The sequence below is a fragment of the Streptomyces sp. NBC_01116 genome (assembly GCF_041435495.1).
GTDB lineage: Bacteria > Actinomycetota > Actinomycetes > Streptomycetales > Streptomycetaceae > Streptomyces.
This window is the reverse complement of sequence record NZ_CP108644.1, coordinates 3494190-3513119: the sequence shown is the minus strand read 5'-3', so window position 1 is coordinate 3513119 and position 18930 is coordinate 3494190. Positions and strand designations below refer to the sequence as shown.

Genomic DNA, 18930 nt, shown 5'->3' with positions numbered 1-18930 from the left:
TACCCACCACCTGGAGCCGTTGATGCCCACCTCACCCACCCCCGCTGACCGCCCCGCCGACCAGCTGCGCGACCGCATGGCCGAGACGCTCCGCCGTGCGGCCTGCACGGGCGGCTGCGACAGCACCGAGACCGAGTGCGCAGCCAGCCGCATGCAGCCCGTCGTCTACACACACGGCGTCCTGACCGAGGTCTGGGGTACGCCCGAGGTGATTGCCGACGCGGTCCTGACCGTGCTGCCCGCGCCCGCCCTGGCGGTGGCCCGGCAGCTCCTCGGCACCACCGAGACCGAGGGCACGGCCGCCGAGGAGGCCGACGAGGAGCGGGAGCCGGTCCAGCTGCGGTGGGGCCTCGACGACGTCATGCACGGCGACGACGACACCACCACGATCCTCCTGTCCGGGCCCGGCCGTGAGCCGTACTGGGTGGAGCTGGACCCGGAGCGCACGGCCGCGCTCAGGGACGCCCTCGCGGGACCGGCCGCCCCGCCCGCGCCTGCCGACCGGGCCGCCGTACTGCGGGAAGCCGCCGCGCTCCTGGTAGACCACGCAACCACCTTGGAGGCGCTCTCTACCTCCGACTACGACAACGAGGCGTTCGCGGCCAACCACCTGCGCACCAAGGCCGTCGACCTCCACCGCCTGGCCGTCCTCGCCGCCAGGGTGCAGCAGACCACCGAGAGCGAGGCGGAGCTCGCGACCCAGTGCGTGCACTGCTGGCAGGAAATCGAGGACCGGGGCGACCCCCGGTTCGGCACGTACACGCCCCGCTGGGTCCACATCCCCGGCGGCTACCAGACCTGCAACCCGCAGCAGCCCAACAGCCCCCTCGCCACCCCGCCCGCCACCCCGCCCGCTGCCCCTGCCGCGCCCGAGGAGCGCCCGTGACCGCCCGCATCTGCCGCCACTCGCTGCGGATCGTCCCCCACGCCCCCGGCTGGCTCGCCTGCGACACCTGCGCCGCCGACTTTCCCCACCGCCAGAACTGCACCCAGCCCGGCGACCCCGAGTGCATTACCGCCTGCATGAGCAGCACCCCCGAACTCCACCGGGCGCAGCAGGAGATCTACCTCCTCGAAGCGCTCTACGAACTGCCCGCCCGCACCCGAGCGCCCGAGGAGCCCACACGATGACCCAGCTCTGCGAGACGTGCGGCGGCCACGGCCAGCTCATCACCGGACAGACCGAGATCCCGTTCGCCGAGCTGAGCCCCCGCCGCCAGGAGGGCTACCTCACCGGCCACCGCTTTCACCGCCCGATCACGGCGCCGTGCCCCGACTGCGACGGACAGGACCGCACCCCCTCCGAGCCGCCGCACATCGCCGCCTGACCCCCGCCCCTGCTGCCGGGTGATCCCGGCCCACCGAGGAGACACCACATGACCGAGCGCCCGCACGAGCACGGCACCTACTACTGGGAGGCAGGGGCCGACGACTGCCCCCACGGCCCCCGCCCCGACCCGGACGCCGACGGAGACGCCTACGACGTCTGGTCCGACCAGCACCCGCCCAGCGACGACGTCCGCATCTGCCTCGACGCCCCCGCCGGGAAGGCCTGCCTCGACTGCTCCGCCGAGGACGGCGAGTACGTCCCCTGGGGTGCCTGCCGCACCCGCGAGCACACCCGCCCGAAGAACGGCATCGTCCCCAACCCGGACACCGAGCACCAGCAGGTGACCGTCTGGGTCGGCCCCCGCGACTGCCTGGAGCGGGACTGCGAGGACTACTTCACCGACGACGGCGACGAGATCCCCGGCAAGGACCGCTGCTCCCACATCCGCGAAGAGCACGCCTGCTCCTGCCAGCGCGACGAGGACGGCGAGTACAGCGCCGCCCCGTGCCCCGTCGCCCTGACCCCCGCCGTCTGACGCCCCTGCCCCTGTGGGTGGCCGCCCCACCCGGCGGCCACCCCAAACCCGGAAGGACCACCCCGTGCGCCACTACCGATCGATGGGCGAAGCAGTCGGGGCCGCGATGGCCCACAACGCCCGCATGGCCGCCACCCTCAACGAGGCCACCTGCGGCAAGACCACCGCGACCTGCGGCACCGAGTACCCGCCCTGCGCCCGCCCCGCCGGGCACCCCGAGGCGTACTGCCGGGCCGCCGACCACCAGGCGTACTTCATCGCCGCCGAGGGGGCCCGGTGACCACCCAGCCCCGCATCCCGCTCGACGACCTCACCAGCGACGCCCTCGACGCCCTGTACGAGCAGCTGGAGCAGGCCGACCTTGACGCCGAGCAGCAGGCCCGCCACTTCCGCACCATCTGCGGCGAGCGCGAGAGCTACCGGCAGGCCTGGAAGCACGAGCAGAAGCACCGTGCCACCGCCGAGGCCCGTGTCCGCGAGCTGGAGGCCGACGTGGCCCGCCTGACCGCCGGGCAGTGCATCGACTCCCGCGCCATGTGCGAACAACACCACGCCCCGCCGGTGGCCGGCTGCCCGTACCCCCGATGCCGGGCCGCCACCGGGCGCGCAGCCACCGCCTGACCCCGACCCACCGCACCCGTACGACCGCCCACCCCGCACGAGGAGCCTGCCGTGACCACCTGCACCCACTGCCACGCACCCGACCCCACCGGCAGCACCCTCTGCGTGCACTGCACCACCACCCTCACCCGGCAGCTCCAGCAGCTGCCCCGCATGTACGCCGGGCTCGGGCTCCTCCTCGCGCCGAGCATGGCCACCGGGCAGGGACGCGGCGGCAAGGGCGGGCCCGCCCCTCTGCCGATCGACGGCGACACCTTCGACCTCCGCCGCGAGTTCGACACCGTGTACGCCTGGCTGAGCGCCGTACACGACGCCCGACGCATGCGGACCCCCCGACTGGCCGGAGACACGCTCACACGGCTGCACACGGCCGTTGCGGGACTCCTCGCCCACATGCCGTGGATCGTCGCCACCTGGCCCGGGGCAGGCGACCTCGCGGGCGAGATCGGCGAGCTGCACCGCAACGCCTCCTCCGTCGTTGACCCCGACCCGCGCCCCCGCGGCCGGCGCATCGGCCACTGTCCCGCCGCCCACACCGACGGCAGCCTCTGCGGGGCCGTGCTCACCCTCCAGCCCGGCGAGACGGTCGTGAGCTGCCCGTGGTGCTCGGCGTCGTACCCGCCCGCGCTGTGGGCCGGGCTGAAGCAGCTCATCGACGCCGACACGGCCGCCTGACGGCTTGACCGTCTAAGCCAGGGTTAGATACAGTCTCCACGTGAACACGATCCCCTGGCGGGAACGGGTCCGCGGAGAAGACGAGCTGCTGGAACAGCTCCAACTCCTCGTATCCGAGTCCGCCAAACGGAGAGCGCTCGCCCTGCTCGACGGCGTTGCCGAACTCGGAACCGTGGCCGACGTGGCCAGGGAAGTCGGAAAGAGCTGGAACGCCATCGACGCGGCGATCAAGAAGAACGGGCCCAAGGCCCCGACATAGAGCGAGGCCGGACGACAGCTCTCAGGCGCTGGAACGCCTGAGGCGCGCGCGTCGCCCGACCTCCGACCGAACACCATCCTGACTAGACCAGGAGGCATCGGCCATGGCCGATCATTTCACGCGCACCCTCACGCCCAACAACACCCCCGCAGCCCCGGTCGACGTCGCGCAGACGCTCACCACCCTGGCCACCCTGCTCCTCGCCACCCCCGAGGAGCCCCTCGGCCCCCTCACCGTCACCCGCGCCGGCCGTAGGCCGGTGGCAGCGCGATGAGCTTCCCCAAGGGCCTGTCGCCCCTCATCGCCCCCGCCGTGATCCTCTCCGGCGCATCCCTCGCCTGGACCACCTGGTCGCTCGTCGACCTCCTCGGCACCGGCGAGATCGGCCTCACCGTCGCCGCCGGCGCGGACATCGTCTGGGCCGCGGTCATCGCCGCCGAAGCCCGCAGCCTCCGCATCCCCGTCAAACGCTTCAACCTCGTCCCCGCGATCGGGTGGGCCGCGCTCCTCGCCGTCGCCGGACTCCTCGTCTGGCACGGCATCCGCGCCGACAGCATCCCCATGGCCGTCGCCGGACCCCTCCTGCCCCTCGGCGCCAAGGTCGTCTGGCTGCTCGCGCTCACCGACATGCGCGACCCCGCCGCCCTCACCGAGAAGGAACGCGCCGTCCTCGCGAGCATGGAGCGCGGCCTCACCTTCGAGGAAGAGCAGCACCGCATCGAGATGCGCCGCCGGGCCATGATCGCCGAGCTCTACCTCTCCGAGGTCGACGTCGACTTCCGGATCGAGCGCAGCCGCCAGGACAAGGCACGCGAACTCCAGCGCGGCCGCAGCCCCCTGGAGCTCACCGCGTACGACCCGGCTGAGCCCCCGGCTCAGCGCGCTGAGCCCCCCGCTGAGCCCCAGCACCTCCTGCACTCATCCACGCAGGTCGCCACCCCTGAGCCCCGGGCTCGGGCGCACGAGCCCGAGGACGCCTCGTTCGGGTTCTCCGCCCACCTCAACGCCCAGTCGGCTCAGCGGGCTCAGGCCGTTGAGCGGGTCGCTGAGCTCCTGGCTCAGGACCCCGGGCTCACCTCGGCTCAGGTCGCTGAGCGGCTCAGCGTCAGCGCCGCCACGGCGAAGCGGTACCTCCGCGAGGCACGGCAGACATGACTGCGATCCGGCTGCTCTTCCCGCTCGCCACCATCTGCGCCGGCGCGGCACTCGCCGCACTCGCCACCCGCGACACCCCCCGCATCACCGGGACCGTCGCCCTCGTGCTCACCATCGCCGCCCTCGCCGCGGCCATCCTCCACTGAGGACACACCATGCCTGAGCCCATCACCCCGACGCGGATCATCCCCGGGGGAGTACCGCTCCCGCCCGGCCCGCCGACGCCCGGCGCGGTCCCCCCGTGGCGCGCCCCGGCCCCGGCCGCGGCTGCACCGCCGCCACCGCCGCCGCCCGCACCCCCGGCCGTCGCCGTACCAGCCCCCGCACCCCCGCCGCTCCCCGTCCCGCAGGTTCACGTCCACGTCGTCCTGCCGTACGAACCGGAACCCGAACCCACCCGATGGCAACGCCTCTGGCGGTGGCTCACCAGCATCGGCCGGCCCTGGCAGATCTGCGGAGCCCTCGCCCTTGCACTCCTCCCGATCCCCGGCGTCGGCTATTCCGTCGCCACGACCTGGGCGTCCCTCGTCACCGAAGCGCGCGCCGAGTACGGGCAGGCCAACGCCTACGCGCTTGCCCTCACCCCGCTCGCGATCGCCGTGATGCGGATCGTGCGCGGTGGCGGCACCCTCCGCCGCCTCCTGCTCCTCGCCGTGTCCCTCGTCGGCCTCATGGGCGCCATCGACCTCTACGACCCCGTCACCTGGATCACCGGAGTGCAGCCGTCATGACCATTGCTACTGCTGGCGCGTCCCTCGCCGCCTGCGCCATCGCCATCACGTTCATGGCCATGTACCTGCGTAAATGGTGGGTCGGCGGACGCGCCCTGAAAGACCTCGCGCCCATGATCCAAGGCTTCGTCTGCGGAGGACTGGCCACCATCTGCTTCGGCGGCCTCGCCGGATGGCTCGCTGGATGCGGCCGCCAAGCCGTCGGCAGCATCGGCGGCAAGGCCATCACCGGCACCACCGGCACAGCTTCCGGGGACACCCTCGCCCCCGGCTCCCTCGGCCGCCTCAGCGAAGAGGGCGGCGTGGTCGTCTTCTTCCTCTTCGTGCTCCTCGTCGTCATCTACAAGGCCGCCTCGAAGGACGACAAGGGCCGCTTGATCAGCTTCTTCCTCGCCGGGACGATCCTCTGCGTCACGGCCGGAGTCGCCGGGATGCTCGATGGGCTGCCCGACCTCATCAACTCGCTGGGCCTGTCCGGACGGAACGCCCTGGAGAGGAACGTCTGATGACGAAGACCACCGCCATGCAGCACCGCGCCCGGACCCTCACCCACGGCCAGCGCCTCCTCCTTCGCCGCCTCACCGCACGGGCCGCCGCCTGGGTGCGCGCCGGCCGCCGGGACGACCTCGACGGCGTCGCCGCGGTCCTCGGGTGCATCGTGCGCCTGGCCGTCCTCGCCGCCGGGGCGTACGGGGCGTGGCTCCTGATCCGCCGGTGGCCCGCTGTGCTCTGGTTCGCGGTGCCCGTGTGGTGCTGGGCCGCGATCCGCGCCATCCCCACGGAGGCCGAGCAGCCGAGCCAGGGCAAGGAGGGCGACGCCGAGCCCGCCCCGGCCGCCGAGGAGGCCCCCGCGCTCCCCACCCTCCAGGACGTCCGCGAGGCCGTCTCCCGGGTCGGCACACCGCACGCCCATCTCGCCGTCCTCGCCGAGGCCCTGGGCACCACCACCGACCGGGTCCGGGGGGTGCTCGCCGAGCACCACATCCCGGTGGAGCCGGTGAGGATGCGCGGGCGGGGCACCTCGACCGGGATCAAGGCCGACCACTTCCCCGCCCCTGCCGCCGAGCTGGAGACCGTTGTTGCCGCAGGTCAGCCCACCAACAACAACACCAACAACACCACGACGGTCCATCACGCGGGAGGGGCGCACATCACCGTCACCCCCGCCCGACAGGAGGCCCGCTGATGGTCTGGACCCTGCTCCGCAACACGTACTGCGCCGTCTGCGGGTGGTGGACCACCGGCTGCGGCCACTGACTGTCACACCCCCGCAGTAGCCTGACCCTGCACGCCGGAGAGCTCCCGGCCAGACGCCCCCGCCGACCCGTACCGGCGGGGGCGTCGCCACGAGAGGATGACCCCATGGACGACCTCGTGCAGTTCCTCCGCAACCGCCTCGACGAAGACGAGCAGGCGGCCCGAGCGGCCACGTGGGACGAGTGGGACAGCGCCCACTGGACCGCGCGCCCGCCCCAGGGCTCCTACGAGCGGTACATCGTGGCGGACCACCTCGACGACGGCGTCGTAGTCGTCACCCCGGAGAACGCCGACGCCGACGGTGTAGGGCAGCACATCGCCCGCCACGACCCGGCCCGCGTCCTCCGCGACGTCGAGGCCAAGCGGATGATCGTGGACGCGCACGGGCGAGGCCACGAGTGCATCAGCCTCAGCGGCAGCGGCGACAAGTCCGTAGTCGATGGGAAGCCCTGGGCGCACTGGGAGCCGGAGCACACCGCAGACGCTGAGCGCCCGTGCTTCGTCCTCCGGGCTCATGCCTTGTCGCACGCCGACCACCCCAACTACAAGGACGAGTGGCGGCCGTAGCCCACACTGGGCCCATGACCCTCGTCGACCTCTACGCCGCCCACGCAGCCACCGGCATCCGCCCCGGCACCCTCCGCGTCTGGCTCCACCGAGGCAAGATCACCCACCACGGCCACGACCGCGCCGGGCGCGCCCTCATCAACCTCGACGAACTCCCCACCCCGGCGCCGGTCAAGGCAGCTTGACCAGCCATCACGCAGGGTGTAACACTCGGGGCACGTCCAGCGTGTCCGGACACCCTCAAGCCCCCGCAGCGGCCACCGGCCCCGGGGGCTTCGCCGTACCCGGGGAGGCGTGATGTTTCGCCGCTGCCCCTTCCATGACGTGGCCTCACCTCGACGCATCGCTGAGCTGGAAGCCGAGCTGGGTATCGACCCCGACGCAGTCACCAAGCTCCAGGCCGACCCCAACGTCAGCTTCACCGACACATACGCCGACCCGGACCTGATCGACTGCGGCAACAAGCGCTGCCACGACCGGCGGAGGTGACCATGGCCCTCCCCGACGGTGTCGAACGCATCACCATCACCGACAGCCGCACCCACCCCGACGGCGGCCCCATGCGCGGCCGCGTCACCCTCCGCCCCGCACCCACCCTCGTCACCAACCCGGCCACCGGCCACATCGCCCAAGGCGACGCCGAAGCCCGCTGGATCGACGGGGAACTGACGATCACCGTCCTCGTCGCCGACGCGGCAGGCTACGACCCCACCGGCTACACACACCTCGTCCAGGAACGCCCAGACGACGCACCCGGACGCGACTACCCCGTCCTCCTCACCACCGCCCTCGGGCCCACCGTCGACCTCGCCGCACTCGCCCCCACCGAGCCCTACACCGGCGACTACGTCCTCACCCCCGGGCCCACAGGACCACAAGGCCCCACCGGAGCCCCCGGGGCGACAGGAGCCCAAGGGCCAGCAGGGGCCACCGGAGCCACCGGCCCCGCAGGCGTACCCCCCACCGGCGACCAGGTCGGCGTCACCCGCCATGTAGACAAGCCGGTCGACGAGCCCCTCCCCGCATCCACCGTCCTCCAGGACGACGACCACCTGAGCGTGAGCGTCACCGCAGGCGGCCGGTACGCGGTCGACGCCATGCTCGCCGTCGACGGAGACCCCGCCGCCGACCTCCTACTCACCATCGCCGCCCCACCCGGCTCCACCGGCTACTGGACCCCCGGAGCCGTGACCCTCGGAGTCAGCGACGGCACCGGGTCGATCCGCCTCACCCGGTACGCGCCCGGTGCCTCCATCGGCGTCGGCATCACCGCGGCCGGCCTCATCGTCGCCCCACTCGGCACCATCACCGCCGGGACCACCGGCGTGATCGCGGTGCAGTGGGCGCAGAACGTCGCCAGCGCCACCCCCACCATCCTCCGCACAGGGTCCTGGCTCCGCGTCACCCGAACCGCCTGACACCCGGCCCACGGTGCCCGATGATGTCCCCCACACCACGCACATCCCTGGGGGGACCATGCGCACCCGAACCGCCCTCACCACCACCGCAGTCGTCCTGCTCGCCCTCACCGGGTGCAGCAGCGACCCGAAGCCCGACACCGCCGCGTGCAAGACCGCCATGGCCAAGCAGCTCGGCCAGGCCATGGCCGACGGCGACGAGGCCGCGGAGGGCGACCGGCCCACAGAATGCGACGGAGTCGACGACGAGACGCTCCAGCGCATCGCCGGTGAGCTCACCGGCGACCAGATCGGCAGGACGGTCGACGACACTCTCAACGACACCGCCGGCCAACCCTCGGCCGAGTGCCGGGCCTGGATCGAGACCGAACTCCTCAGCTCCGAGGACATCGACGCGGCCAGCGGCGTAGACGTCTGCGGCGACCTCAGCGACGAAGAACTCGACCAGGCCATTGAGGACGTCACCAACGACCTCACGAACGAAGGCGCCACCCCGGCGCCCTGACTCGAAGGATGTCGCCGTGCCGCTGCCTGAGAACCGCCTCCTCATCGTGGAGCCCGGCGACATCCTCGTCATCGGCCACGCGCCCACGCTCAGCGCCCAGCAGGCCGACGCGCTCAAGCAGATGCTCAGCCTCAAGGCCGTCATCGCCGTGCCCGGGGAGGTCGACCTGGCCACCATCCGCACAGACGAGCAGGAGGTGCAGGTGGTCGTCTCCGTCCCGCCCGAGTCAGCTGTCTCCGTCGGGGAGCAGATCCAGCGCGCCATGCGGACGCAGCGCGGTGGCCGGTAACCCGCGTAACGGGCGCCCCTACCGCCGCCTCGTCGCCGCCCTGAAAGCCCAGGGTGACCCGTGCGCCCGCTGCGGCCACAACATCGACCCCGGCCTCAACGCCCGGCACCCGCTGTCCTTCACCCTCGACCACGTGGTGCCCCTCTCGCGCGGCGGGAACCTCCTCGACCCGGCCAACGCACGGGCCATGCACCGCCGCTGTAACTCCCAGCGCGGGAACAGGATCGGCCCCCAGCCCCTCAAGACCACACGGAGATGGTGACCATGGACCCGAACACCTTCGCCCTCGGATTCATCGTCGGCATCGTGTGCACGCTCGTACTCATCGCCATGGCCTCCCGACTGGACCGCCGATACCGCCAGAGGTGATGCCGTGCTGTACGTCGTCACCGGACCGCCCGGCGCAGGGAAGTCCAGCTGGATCCAGGGCCACGCCAAGGCCGCCGACATCGTCATCGACATGGACCTCATGGCCCTCGCGATGGCCGGCCCCGGTGCTGACCACCACGACCACCCCGACGTCCTGCTCAAGGTCGTGCACCGCGCCCGCTTCGCCGCGATCCGCGAGGCCACGCAGCACCTCGACACCACCGACGTCTACCTCATCCAGACCCTCCCCTCCGCACGGCAGCGCGCCGAGTACAAGCGGCTCAAGGCCAAGGTCATAGTGGTCGATCCCGGGCGGGACATCGTCATGCAGCGCATCGCCGACATGCGCCAGCCCGGCATGAAGGCCGTCGCCACCAAGTGGTACCGAGCCCACCGAGGCCAGTCACGCAGCGCGATGCCCCAGGCCACCCGACGGTGGTAACCCCACGTCACCACGGGTGAGTAGCAGGGTGTGACCGCCCGCCGCGAGCCGCTCCGGCCGGGCCGATCATGAGCCCGATCAAGATCGAAGAGGGCGAGCACGGCCATTCTTTGAGGTCAGAGGCGGGCGACCACAAAGCCCTTGTCGCCCGGTTTTTTGCGCGGCCATTTTTCGGGCCGCTAATCACCCGGAATCCGAAACCGAGTAATTAGTGGACGGTCACTCTCTGCTACGTGACGCTGGGTGATGGGGGCCGTTCATGATCGCGGACGAAGTTCGTGCGGAGCTTGACAACCTGGCCGTGACCAGCATCTCTCCCGGCATGGCGGCCGTCGCGGTGAAGCTCGCCGAGACGCTCGACGCGCTCGAATCTGGTGACTCTCCGACATCACAGGCGGTCGTCGCGGACAAGCTCGCAACGATCATGGCCCGGCTGCGCGTGCTCGCGCCCGTCAAATCGGAGGGGGACAGCGTCGATGACATCGCTCGCCAGCGAGACAAGCGCCGAGCCGAAGCCCAGAGCCGAGCCACCGGCAGCGACTGACGGTCCGCTCTTCGGCAGCCAGCGGCCTCGTCTGCTCACCCTGCCCGGCGTCACCCTGTCCTCCGCCGGGCAGGAGGCCGTCGACCTGGCGGCGCGGGCCGGACTGAAGCTGGATTCGTGGCAGCGGTTCGTCCTCGACAAGGGCATGAGTGAACGGGCAGACGGCAACTGGGCCGCGCCCGAGGTGTGCGTGAACGTGCCGAGGCAGAACGGCAAGGGTGCGGTGATCGAAGCCCGGGTTCTGTGGGGCCTGTTCATCGGCGGCGAGAAGCAAATCCTGCTGTCCGCTCACGAGTTCAAGACGACGCACAACACGATGAAGCGCATCGAGCGCCTCATCGAGGGGTGCCCTGACCTGCTGAAACGCGTCAAGCAGTTCCACAAGACGGTGGGGCGCGAGGGTATCGAGCTGCACGACGGCCGGGAGCTGAAGTACATCGCCCGCTCTCGGGGCTCCGGGCGAGGCTTCACGGCCGACTGCGTGATCTTCGACGAGTGCATGATCCTCGGCGACGACGCCATGTCCGCGCTGGCGCCGACTGCGGACGCGGTCGAGAACAGCCAGCTCTGGTACCTGGGAAGCGCTGGCATCGGCCACCTCTCCCAGCAGATGGCCCGGCTGCGCAAGCGGTGCCTGACCTCCCTGGAGAGCGGAGTGCCCGACCCGGTGCTCGCCTACATGGAGTGGTCCATCAACCAGCACCGGGCCGAGTGCATGTCCGGGTGCACGGAGCACGACGACATCGACTCGGTGCAGTCGCTGCTGCGCGCGAACCCGGGGGTCGGCTACCGGCTCCAGGTCGAGAAGAGCATGCAGCGGAGGCTGACGATGGGCGACCACCTGTACGCCCGTGAGCGCCTCGGCGTGGGCGAGTATCCGTCCGATGAGGCCGACACCTGGCAGGTCATCGGGGAGGACGCGTGGCGGTCTCTGGCGGCGGCTGAGTCGGCGCCGGAGGGCGAGGTCGTGTTCGCGATCGACGCGACGCCCGAACAGTCGCACGCTGCTATCGCGGTGGCCGGGCGGTGGCGGGGCGGTACGCACATCGAGATCGCTCACCACCAGCCCGGCATGAGCTGGGTGGTGGCGAAGGCGAAGCGGATGCAGGAGGAGCACAAGCCGCGGTGCTGGGTGGTCGACGCCGGGGGCCCGGCGGGGGCGCTCATCAAGGAGCTGGAGGAGGAGCTGGGGATCACGGTCGTGTCGCCGAAGATGCGTGAGATCGCCCAGGCGGCCGGCCAGTTCTTCAACGCGGTCGCTGACCAGAGCCTGTCGCACATTGATCAGCCGCTCCTCGCAACGGCCCTGGCGGGCGCGCAGAAACGCCCGTTGGGCGAGGCGTGGGCGTGGGCCCGGCGCGGCGTCGGCGTCGACATCAGCCCGCTGGTGGCGGCGACGAACGCCCGCTGGGGCCTCGGTGTCGAGGTCGAGTCCGGTGACGTAGTGGACAACGTGTGGTGAAGGGGTTCCGATGAGCTGGTGGTGGCCCTTCCGCCGCGCGGCGGCGCGAGCGATTACGTACCAGGACGTGTGGGGATCCGGCGGGGACGCTCTGCAGTTGGCGGGCCGGGGGCAGGAGCGGGCGTTGCGCCTGGCCCCGGTGTACGCGGCTACGCGACTGCTGTCGGACTCGGTGGCGTCGATGCCGCTGAAGTCGTATATCGGGGAGGGCACGGCCCGGCGGCCGATGGTGTCCCCGCCGGTCTTCACCCGGCCTGCAGCGGTCGGCACGCGGTACGACTGGCTGCATCGGTGCATGACGTCGCTGACGCTGCGGGGCAACGCCTACGGGTTCGTCGTGGCGCACGACGCGGCCGGCTGGCCGTCTCAGGTGGAGTGGTTGCACCCGGATGACGTGCACCTGGAGGACAACCTGGCTGCGACGCCGGTGTGGTTCTACAAGGGCCGGCGGATGGAACCGGGCCAGATGTTCCACATCCCGGCGTACACCCTGCCTGGTCAGATTCTGGGGTTGTCGCCGATCGCGTACTTCGCGACGACGACGGACACGGGGCTGCTGGCTCAGGAGTTCGGGCGGGACTGGTTCGCGAACGGGTCGACCCCGGCGGCTGTCCTGGAGACCGACAAGGAGGTCTCGAAGGAGAACGCGGGGATCTTGAAGGCCCGGTTCAAGGAGGCCGCGCAGGGGCGCGACATCGTCGCCTTGGGGCTCGGCACGAAGTACCGGCCGATCAGCGTCCCGGCGAACGAGTCGCAGTTCCTGGAGACCATCAAGGCGTCGGCCAATCAGATCGCGGCGATCTACGGGGTTCCGCCGGAGAAGGTTGGCGGCGAGACCGGGAGCAGCCTCACCTACGCCACGGTCGAGCAGAACAGCATCGACCTGCTGACGTGGACGCTGCGTCCGTGGCTGGCCCGCTTGGAAGAGGCGCTGTCGCTGCTGCGGCCTCCGGCGGAGGACGTGCGGTTCAACGTGGACGCGATGCTCCGCACGGACACGCTGACCCGGTACCAGACGCACCGGATTGCCCGCGTGATCGGGCTGAACAGCATCGACGAGCTGCGGCTCCTCGAAGAGCTGGAGCCCTTGCCGAACGGCCTGGGCGCTGACTACGCGCCGCTCACCGGGGTGGCGTCCAACGAGAGCGAGAAGAAGTGAACGAGGCCGAGCGCCGGTTCACCCGAGGCCTCGTTGAGGTCCGGGCTGCCGGGGAGACAAGGACGATCGGCGGGTACGCGGCGAAGTTCAACGCGCTGTCGCGGAACCTGGGCGGGTTCGTGGAGCGGATCGACCCGGGGTTCTTCGCCAAGTCGCAGGGCGACGGGTGGCCGCGGGTGATGGCCCGCTACAACCACGACAACAACATGCTGCTGGGCACGTCCCGGTCAGGGACGCTGCGGCTGTCCACGGACGGCACGGGCCTCGACTATGCGGTCGACGTGCCGGCCGCGCGGGCGGACGTGTACGAGCTGGTGCAGCGCGGTGACGTCGCAGAGTCGTCGTTCGCGTTCCGGACGCTGGATGACGACTGGGCGATGACCGAGGACGGGTTCCCCGTGCGGACGCTCCTCGTCGGCCAGCTGGTCGACGTGGCCCCGGTCAACGACCCCGCCTACCTCGACACTTCCACGGGCCTGCGGTCGCTTGCCGAGAAGGCGGGTGCCGGGCTGGACGAGGTGCGGGCCGCGGCCGAGGCGGGCGACCTGAAGACGTTCCTGGTGCCGAAGCGCACCCACATCGATCTTGCGCCGGAGGGCGGGCAGGGCGACACCCACCCGCCGCTGGCGTTGCGGCAGCGGCGCGCCGAGCTGTACCGGCGCCGCACTTTCTGAGGCAGGGCGACACCCACCTCACCACCCATCGCCCCGGCCGTCCGGCCGCAGGGCGTCGTCGTCATGCCCAAGGAGGGCACATGTCCCAGTTCATCAAGCAGATTCACGAGCGCCGCAACGCCCTGTGGGAGCAGGCGAAGGAGCTGCTCGACGCAGCCGAAGCCCGGAAGGAGGACCTCGCGGGCGAAGAGGAGCAGACGTGGCAGCGGCTCAACAACGAGATCGACCAGATCGACCTCCGGGTCAAGTCGCTTCTGGACGCCGAGCAGCGGACCAAGGACGCCGACGAGGCGTTCCGGTCGCTCCTCGCGAAGCCGGAGACCCAGGAGCGCAAAAGCGCCGAGGGAGACTCGGAGTTGCGCCGGTGGGCCCGCGGCGAGATGCGCGGCTTCGACGTGGCCGCGCCCGAGGGGGTCGCGTTCCGTGACCTGACCAAGGGCACGGCGACTGCCGGTGGCAACACGGTTCCGACCACGTTCTACGGGCAGCTGATGGCGCACCTCATCGAGGTGTCCGGCATCATGTCGGCCGGCCCGACGGTCCTGAACACGGCATCGGGCGAGACGATCGAGATGCCCGTCACCACCGCGTTCTCCAGCGCGGCGCTGACGGCTGAGGCGACTGCCCTGACGGAGTCTGACCCGGCGTTCGCAAAGCGGTCCCTGGGCGCGTACAAGTACGGCGTACTGCTCCAGATCAGCAGCGAGCTGCTGGCCGACACCGGCGTCGACCTCCAGGGGTTCCTGTCCATGCAGTCCGGGCGGGCGCTCGGCAACGCGTTCGGCACGCACGCCATCACCGGCGACGGATCGAGCAAGCCGACCGGCGTCATGGTGACCGCGACGACCGGCAAGACCGGCGCCACCAGCGTCGCGGGCGCGTTCACGGCGGACGACCTCATCGACCTGTACTACTCGGTGATCTCCCCGTACCGGAACAGCTCCAGCTGCGGCTGGCTGATGCGCGACGCCACCCTCGGGGCGGCCCGGAAGCTCAAGGACCAGCAGGGCCAGTACCTGTGGCAGCCGTCCATCCAGGTCGGCACCCCGGACCAGCTGCTGGGCAAGCCGGTCCACACCGACCCGAACGTCGCCGCGGTCGGCCTGTCCGCCAAGTCGGTCGGGTTCGGTGACTTCTCCCAGTACTACGTCCGCATGGCGGGCGGGGTCCGGTTCGAGCGGTCCGACGACTACGCGTTCAACACCGACCTCGTCACCTACCGGGCGATCATCCGGGCCGACGGCCTGCTGGTCGACCAGACCGGTGCGGTCAAGGTCTTCGCGGGTGGCGCGAGCTGACCCGCCGGCGGGGCGGCAACCCGCCGCCCCGCCTCCGTTCTGTGAAGGGAGGCACCCATGCGGGTGCGCATGAAGGTGACCGTGTCCGGGACCCGCAACGGCGAGCCGTGGCCGGAGAAGGGCGGGACCGTGAACCTGCCCGACGACGAGGCGAAGCAGCTCATCGCCGCAGGCCTCGCCGGGGAACCGGACGACGAGCCGGAGGTCGAAGAGGCCACGGCCCCGCCGGCCGAGACGTCGACCCCGTCCGGCCGGAAGCCCGCGGCGAAGCCGACGAAGTAGAGGGGTGGGTGTGGCACTGCTGACGCTGGCTGAGGCCAAGGCCCAGTTGGACATCGAGACGACCACGGACGACCAGGAGCTTCAGCGGTTCATCGACGGGATCACGGCGCCGATCGAGCGGTATGTGGGGCCGGTGGTGACGCGGGAGGTGTCCGAGAACATCGAGGGCCGCGGCGACAGCATGTGCCTCACCCACATTCCCGCGGTCGCGCTGGTGTCCATCGCGCCGCTACTGGGCGGCCCGGCCCTCGACATCAGCACGCTGGTGCTGGACGGACCGGCGGGCATGGTGTGGCGCAAGGGCGGCACGTTCGCCAGGACCCGGTGGACGGTGACGTACACGGCGGGCCGCGGTACTGAGGTTCCGCCCACCATCCGGCTGGCTGCACTGCTGCTGCTCCAACACCTGTGGCGCACGCAGTACGGGGCCGCGCGGGGCGGTGGCGGGGCCGACGACTACAGCGTGACGGAGCCCATCCCGGGCTTCGGGTACGCCATCCCCAACCGGGTGCTGGAGCTGCTGGAGCCGTACAAGCTGCCGCCGGGGGTGGCGTGATGGCGACGTCAGCGGCACCGGCCGCGATCGACGCGCTGCTAAACATCCTCGGCGCGGCCCCCGGGCTGGCCGAGGCCCGGGTCATCGACGGGCCACCGGGCGTGAACTTCACCGAGCGGCTCCGCATCTACATCGGCTACTCGCCGGGCTCCGACCAGGCGGCCGAGCTTCAGCAGGCCTTCGCCAACGCGGGCGCGCGGCGGCGCGACGAAGACGCGGTGATCTCCTGCTACGCCGAGGCCCGTGGCGGCGACAAGGACATGCGGCTCCGCCGCAACCAGGTCTTCGGGCTGCTGGCCGAGGTCGAGAACGCGCTGCGCGGTTCCGACGCTGCCCCTGAGGCCCCGACGCTCAACGGGACGGTGCTGTGGTCCGAGGTGACCGGCGGGTCCCTGGTCGAGGCGCAGACCGAAAACGGGGCCTACGCCGGGCTCGGCTTCACCGTGGCGTACCGCGCCCGCATCTGATCATCACCAACCAGGAGGACAGCCATGGCGCGAGTGCGCTACATCGGCGCCGAGCCGGTCACCGTGCCGGAGCTCGGCAGCCGCGAGGTACAGCCCGACGAGATCGTCGAGGTGCCCGACCAGCGGTTTGAGGGCTACGTGTGCCAGCCCGCGACGTGGGAGGGCATCGAGGAGCCGAGGGACGAGACGGCCTTGGCCCCGCTGAAGAAGTCCACCCCTGCGGTCAAGGCCGCGTCCGGCTCGAAGGAGGGCTGACCCATGGCGATCGGTTCAGGGCTCGGCGGCCAGATCGGTATCGCGGCCGAGAGCAGCTACGGCACGTTCGTCGCGCCGGCGAAGTTCATCGAGCCGACGAAGGAGAGCCTTCAGCTCAAGAAGACGACGGCCCAGTCGGCGGGCATTGCGTCGGGCCGCCTGGTGGCGCTGTCGTCCCGTCGGGTGGTGACGCAGCGGCAGGCGTCCGGCAGCCTGGAGATGGAGGTCACCAACAAGGCCATGGGGACCTTGCTGCAAACGCTGATGGGTACGACGGTGACCCCGGTGCAGCAGGCGGCCACGGCGGCATATCTCCAGACGCACATCCTCGCGGACACCGCAGGGAAGTCGTTGACGATCCAGAAGGGCGTGCCGCTGACCACGGGCACGGTCACCGACAAGACGTTCCTCGGGTGCAAGGTCATCAGCGCTGAGTTCTCGTGCGAGGTCGGCGGGATGCTGCTGGCGACGTTCGAGATCGACGCGAAGGACTGCGACGAGACGCAGACCCTGGCGGTCGCGACGTACCCGGCCATGAGCCCGTTCAACTTCACGCAGATGTCGGTGAAGACCGGGACCTACTCGTCCGAGACGGCGCTCGACGGCATCCGCAAGATGTCCGTGAAGATCGAGCGGCCGATGGCCGTCGAGCGCTTCTACGCCGGGCAGAGCGGTCTCAAGAAGGAGCCCATCTCGAACGACCAGGTGAAGATCACCGGGAGCATCGAGACGGACTACGTCGCCACCACTCTCGACGACCTGCACACCAGCGACGCCGCGACCAGTCTCGTCTGGGACTTCACTGGCCCGCTGATCGCGGCAACGCACTACGAGCGGTTCACGGTCAAGGTCCCCGCGATCCGGATCGATGACGCGCCGCCGGTCATCGACGGCTTCGACGTCATCAAGCCGACCTATGCCTTCACCGGCCTGTACGACGGCACCAACCCGACGTCCATCGAGTACATGTCCACGGACACCGCGCTGTAGGAGGTGGCCTGATGGCTATTTCCTCGGTACAGATCACGGGCACCGGGCAACTGCTGGACCTCTCTCGTCGGCTTCGCGCGGTGTCCGGTGCCCCGATCCAGCGGAACATGGCCCGGCGTGTACGGCGGGCTGCTGAGCCGCTGCACCGCGATATGCAGGACGTCATCCGCAACCTGCGCCTGGCCGCGGATGGCCGGCGCGCGGGGAGCCGAGGCGGCCCGTCGCCGACGTCCCGCCCGTTCCGGGCCACGCTCGCCGAGGCGGTCCGGATCAGCGTCCGCACCGGCAGTAACCCCGGGGCCCGGATCTACGTCGACAAGGGCCGTCTGCCCCGGGACATCTCCGTCGGCGTGCTCTACCAGCTGAACGACGGCCGCTTGAGGCACCCGGTGTTCGGCAACCGCAGCCGGTGGACGAACCAGCGCACCCCGGCCCTGTGGTGGGACCGCACGGTCCGTCAGCACACCCCCCGCATGCAGTCCGAGGTAGCGCGCGTCCTCGAGGACGTGCGCCACCAACTCGAATAGGAGACCCCGTTGATCATCATCCACACCCCGGACGGCGGCGAGCCCGAGCGCCTCGACGCGGGGCGCCTGCGCGCGAGCGAGATCCAGATCGCCGAGTCGAACTCGGACCGCCCCTGGGCGCTGCTCAAGGGCGGCCTGGTCGACGGGGACATCACCGCCATCCGCGTACTGGCCTGGGTCATCAAGAAGCGGCAGAACCCCACCCTGCGGCTCAGCGCCTTCGACCCGTTCGAGGACGAGGTGCAGGTGAAGCTCGACGCGAAGGAGACCCACCGCTACGCCGCAGAGATGTTCACGCGGTACGGCCAGGACCCGGCCGAGCTGGCTGGCGCGTGGGAGGAGCTGCGCGAGGCAGCCGACGACCCGGCCATCGCCGACGCGGCGATCAAGGAGCAGACCGAGGCGCAGGCGCCCGGCCCAAAAGAGCAGAGCCTCAGTGGTTCCGAGACACCCGGGATGAGTATCTCGGACTCTTCGCCCACCACTTCGGCTACACCCCCGACGACGTCGACCGGCTGACGATTGACGACTTCCACCTGCTCACCGGCTGGATCGACCGGCAC

34 protein-coding genes are annotated in these 18930 nt (G+C 70.9%); all 34 read left to right on the top strand.

Features of this window, described 5'->3' with window-relative positions; translation table 11 throughout:
- The first annotated feature begins 22 nt into the window (after window positions 1-22).
- Window positions 23-886, top strand: coding sequence for a hypothetical protein (locus tag OG245_RS15280; protein ID WP_371624077.1), 864 nt, complete (start codon window positions 23-25; stop codon window positions 884-886).
- A complete protein-coding gene (locus OG245_RS15275) occupies window positions 883-1131 on the top strand; it encodes a hypothetical protein (RefSeq protein ID WP_371624076.1) in 249 nt (82 codons plus the stop codon). The genes OG245_RS15280 and OG245_RS15275 overlap by 4 nt, the downstream gene beginning before the upstream one ends.
- On the top strand, window positions 1128-1328 hold the full coding sequence (locus OG245_RS15270; RefSeq protein WP_371624075.1) for a hypothetical protein: 201 nt from the start codon (window positions 1128-1130) through the stop codon (window positions 1326-1328). The genes OG245_RS15275 and OG245_RS15270 overlap by 4 nt, the downstream gene beginning before the upstream one ends.
- Window positions 1329-1376: 48 nt before the next feature.
- Window positions 1377-1865 (top strand): hypothetical protein, encoded by a 489-nt coding sequence (locus OG245_RS15265; protein WP_371624074.1) that lies wholly within the window; start codon window positions 1377-1379, stop codon window positions 1863-1865.
- Window positions 1866-1929: 64 nt separating this feature from the next.
- A complete protein-coding gene (locus OG245_RS15260; protein WP_371624073.1) occupies window positions 1930-2145 on the top strand; it encodes a hypothetical protein in 216 nt (71 codons plus the stop codon).
- On the top strand, window positions 2142-2486 hold the full coding sequence (locus OG245_RS15255; protein WP_371624072.1) for a hypothetical protein: 345 nt from the start codon (window positions 2142-2144) through the stop codon (window positions 2484-2486). The genes OG245_RS15260 and OG245_RS15255 overlap by 4 nt, the downstream gene beginning before the upstream one ends.
- A gap of 51 nt (window positions 2487-2537) precedes the next feature.
- Window positions 2538-3161 carry a hypothetical protein gene (locus tag OG245_RS15250; RefSeq protein ID WP_371624071.1) on the top strand — a complete coding sequence of 208 codons (624 nt, stop codon included), beginning with the start codon at window positions 2538-2540 and terminating at the stop codon, window positions 3159-3161.
- Between the two features lie 40 nt (window positions 3162-3201).
- Complete coding sequence (locus tag OG245_RS15245; protein WP_371624070.1) at window positions 3202-3420, top strand: hypothetical protein; 219 nt, start codon at window positions 3202-3204, stop codon at window positions 3418-3420.
- A gap of 103 nt (window positions 3421-3523) precedes the next feature.
- Window positions 3524-3694: a hypothetical protein gene (locus tag OG245_RS15240; protein ID WP_371624069.1), complete on the top strand. Its 171-nt coding sequence runs from the start codon at window positions 3524-3526 to the stop codon at window positions 3692-3694.
- Window positions 3691-4575, top strand: coding sequence for a winged helix-turn-helix domain-containing protein (locus OG245_RS15235; protein WP_371624068.1), 885 nt, complete (start codon window positions 3691-3693; stop codon window positions 4573-4575). Before OG245_RS15240 ends, OG245_RS15235 begins: the two co-directional genes overlap by 4 nt.
- Window positions 4572-4721 carry a hypothetical protein gene (locus OG245_RS15230; RefSeq protein ID WP_371624067.1) on the top strand — a complete coding sequence of 50 codons (150 nt, stop codon included), beginning with the start codon at window positions 4572-4574 and terminating at the stop codon, window positions 4719-4721. Before OG245_RS15235 ends, OG245_RS15230 begins: the two co-directional genes overlap by 4 nt.
- 9 nt (window positions 4722-4730) lie before the next feature.
- Window positions 4731-5306, top strand: coding sequence for a hypothetical protein (locus tag OG245_RS15225; protein WP_371624066.1), 576 nt, complete (start codon window positions 4731-4733; stop codon window positions 5304-5306).
- Window positions 5303-5812: a hypothetical protein gene (locus OG245_RS15220; RefSeq protein WP_371624065.1), complete on the top strand. Its 510-nt coding sequence runs from the start codon at window positions 5303-5305 to the stop codon at window positions 5810-5812. The genes OG245_RS15225 and OG245_RS15220 overlap by 4 nt, the downstream gene beginning before the upstream one ends.
- On the top strand, window positions 5812-6492 hold the full coding sequence (locus OG245_RS15215) for a hypothetical protein (protein ID WP_371624064.1): 681 nt from the start codon (window positions 5812-5814) through the stop codon (window positions 6490-6492). Before OG245_RS15220 ends, OG245_RS15215 begins: the two co-directional genes overlap by 1 nt.
- 176 nt (window positions 6493-6668) lie before the next feature.
- The gene (locus tag OG245_RS15210; protein ID WP_371624063.1) at window positions 6669-7130 is read left to right on the top strand and encodes a DUF6221 family protein; all 462 of its coding nucleotides are present in this window, start codon (window positions 6669-6671) and stop codon (window positions 7128-7130) included.
- A 14-nt stretch (window positions 7131-7144) separates the two neighbouring features.
- Window positions 7145-7315: a hypothetical protein gene (locus OG245_RS15205; RefSeq protein WP_371624062.1), complete on the top strand. Its 171-nt coding sequence runs from the start codon at window positions 7145-7147 to the stop codon at window positions 7313-7315.
- A 139-nt stretch (window positions 7316-7454) separates the two neighbouring features.
- A complete protein-coding gene (locus tag OG245_RS15200; protein ID WP_371624061.1) occupies window positions 7455-7619 on the top strand; it encodes a hypothetical protein in 165 nt (54 codons plus the stop codon).
- Between the two features lie 2 nt (window positions 7620-7621).
- Window positions 7622-8548 carry a collagen-like protein gene (locus OG245_RS15195; RefSeq protein WP_371624060.1) on the top strand — a complete coding sequence of 309 codons (927 nt, stop codon included), beginning with the start codon at window positions 7622-7624 and terminating at the stop codon, window positions 8546-8548.
- Window positions 8549-8606: 58 nt separating this feature from the next.
- Window positions 8607-9053, top strand: a complete 447-nt coding sequence (locus OG245_RS15190; protein WP_371624059.1) for a hypothetical protein — start codon at window positions 8607-8609, stop codon at window positions 9051-9053.
- 16 nt (window positions 9054-9069) lie between these two features.
- The gene (locus tag OG245_RS15185; protein WP_371624058.1) at window positions 9070-9342 is read left to right on the top strand and encodes a hypothetical protein; all 273 of its coding nucleotides are present in this window, start codon (window positions 9070-9072) and stop codon (window positions 9340-9342) included.
- Complete coding sequence (locus OG245_RS15180; RefSeq protein WP_371624057.1) at window positions 9332-9604, top strand: HNH endonuclease; 273 nt, start codon at window positions 9332-9334, stop codon at window positions 9602-9604. Before OG245_RS15185 ends, OG245_RS15180 begins: the two co-directional genes overlap by 11 nt.
- A 111-nt stretch (window positions 9605-9715) precedes the next feature.
- The gene (locus OG245_RS15175) at window positions 9716-10153 is read left to right on the top strand and encodes an AAA family ATPase (RefSeq protein WP_371624056.1); all 438 of its coding nucleotides are present in this window, start codon (window positions 9716-9718) and stop codon (window positions 10151-10153) included.
- A 259-nt stretch (window positions 10154-10412) separates the two neighbouring features.
- Entirely contained in the window at window positions 10413-10697 is a 285-nt protein-coding gene (locus tag OG245_RS15170) for a hypothetical protein (RefSeq protein WP_371624055.1), read from the top strand.
- Window positions 10630-12159 (top strand): terminase, encoded by a 1530-nt coding sequence (locus OG245_RS15165; protein ID WP_371624054.1) that lies wholly within the window; start codon window positions 10630-10632, stop codon window positions 12157-12159. Before OG245_RS15170 ends, OG245_RS15165 begins: the two co-directional genes overlap by 68 nt.
- Before the next feature lie 10 nt (window positions 12160-12169).
- Entirely contained in the window at window positions 12170-13318 is a 1149-nt protein-coding gene (locus tag OG245_RS15160) for a phage portal protein (RefSeq protein ID WP_371624053.1), read from the top strand.
- A complete protein-coding gene (locus tag OG245_RS15155; protein ID WP_371624052.1) occupies window positions 13315-13992 on the top strand; it encodes an HK97 family phage prohead protease in 678 nt (225 codons plus the stop codon). Before OG245_RS15160 ends, OG245_RS15155 begins: the two co-directional genes overlap by 4 nt.
- Window positions 13993-14072: 80 nt before the next feature.
- Window positions 14073-15290, top strand: coding sequence for a phage major capsid protein (locus tag OG245_RS15150; protein ID WP_371624051.1), 1218 nt, complete (start codon window positions 14073-14075; stop codon window positions 15288-15290).
- Between the two features lie 57 nt (window positions 15291-15347).
- Window positions 15348-15572: a hypothetical protein gene (locus OG245_RS15145; RefSeq protein ID WP_371624050.1), complete on the top strand. Its 225-nt coding sequence runs from the start codon at window positions 15348-15350 to the stop codon at window positions 15570-15572.
- A gap of 10 nt (window positions 15573-15582) precedes the next feature.
- Window positions 15583-16128: a head-tail connector protein gene (locus OG245_RS15140; protein WP_371624049.1), complete on the top strand. Its 546-nt coding sequence runs from the start codon at window positions 15583-15585 to the stop codon at window positions 16126-16128.
- Window positions 16128-16595 (top strand): hypothetical protein, encoded by a 468-nt coding sequence (locus tag OG245_RS15135; RefSeq protein ID WP_371624048.1) that lies wholly within the window; start codon window positions 16128-16130, stop codon window positions 16593-16595. Before OG245_RS15140 ends, OG245_RS15135 begins: the two co-directional genes overlap by 1 nt.
- Before the next feature lie 24 nt (window positions 16596-16619).
- On the top strand, window positions 16620-16850 hold the full coding sequence (locus OG245_RS15130) for a hypothetical protein (protein ID WP_371624047.1): 231 nt from the start codon (window positions 16620-16622) through the stop codon (window positions 16848-16850).
- Window positions 16851-16853: 3 nt separating this feature from the next.
- Window positions 16854-17840 carry a phage tail tube protein gene (locus OG245_RS15125; RefSeq protein WP_371624046.1) on the top strand — a complete coding sequence of 329 codons (987 nt, stop codon included), beginning with the start codon at window positions 16854-16856 and terminating at the stop codon, window positions 17838-17840.
- Window positions 17841-17851: 11 nt separating this feature from the next.
- Window positions 17852-18367 carry a hypothetical protein gene (locus OG245_RS15120; protein WP_371624045.1) on the top strand — a complete coding sequence of 172 codons (516 nt, stop codon included), beginning with the start codon at window positions 17852-17854 and terminating at the stop codon, window positions 18365-18367.
- Between the two features lie 9 nt (window positions 18368-18376).
- Window positions 18377-18886 carry a hypothetical protein gene (locus tag OG245_RS15115; protein WP_371624044.1) on the top strand — a complete coding sequence of 170 codons (510 nt, stop codon included), beginning with the start codon at window positions 18377-18379 and terminating at the stop codon, window positions 18884-18886.
- The last annotated feature ends 44 nt before the right edge of the window (window positions 18887-18930 follow it).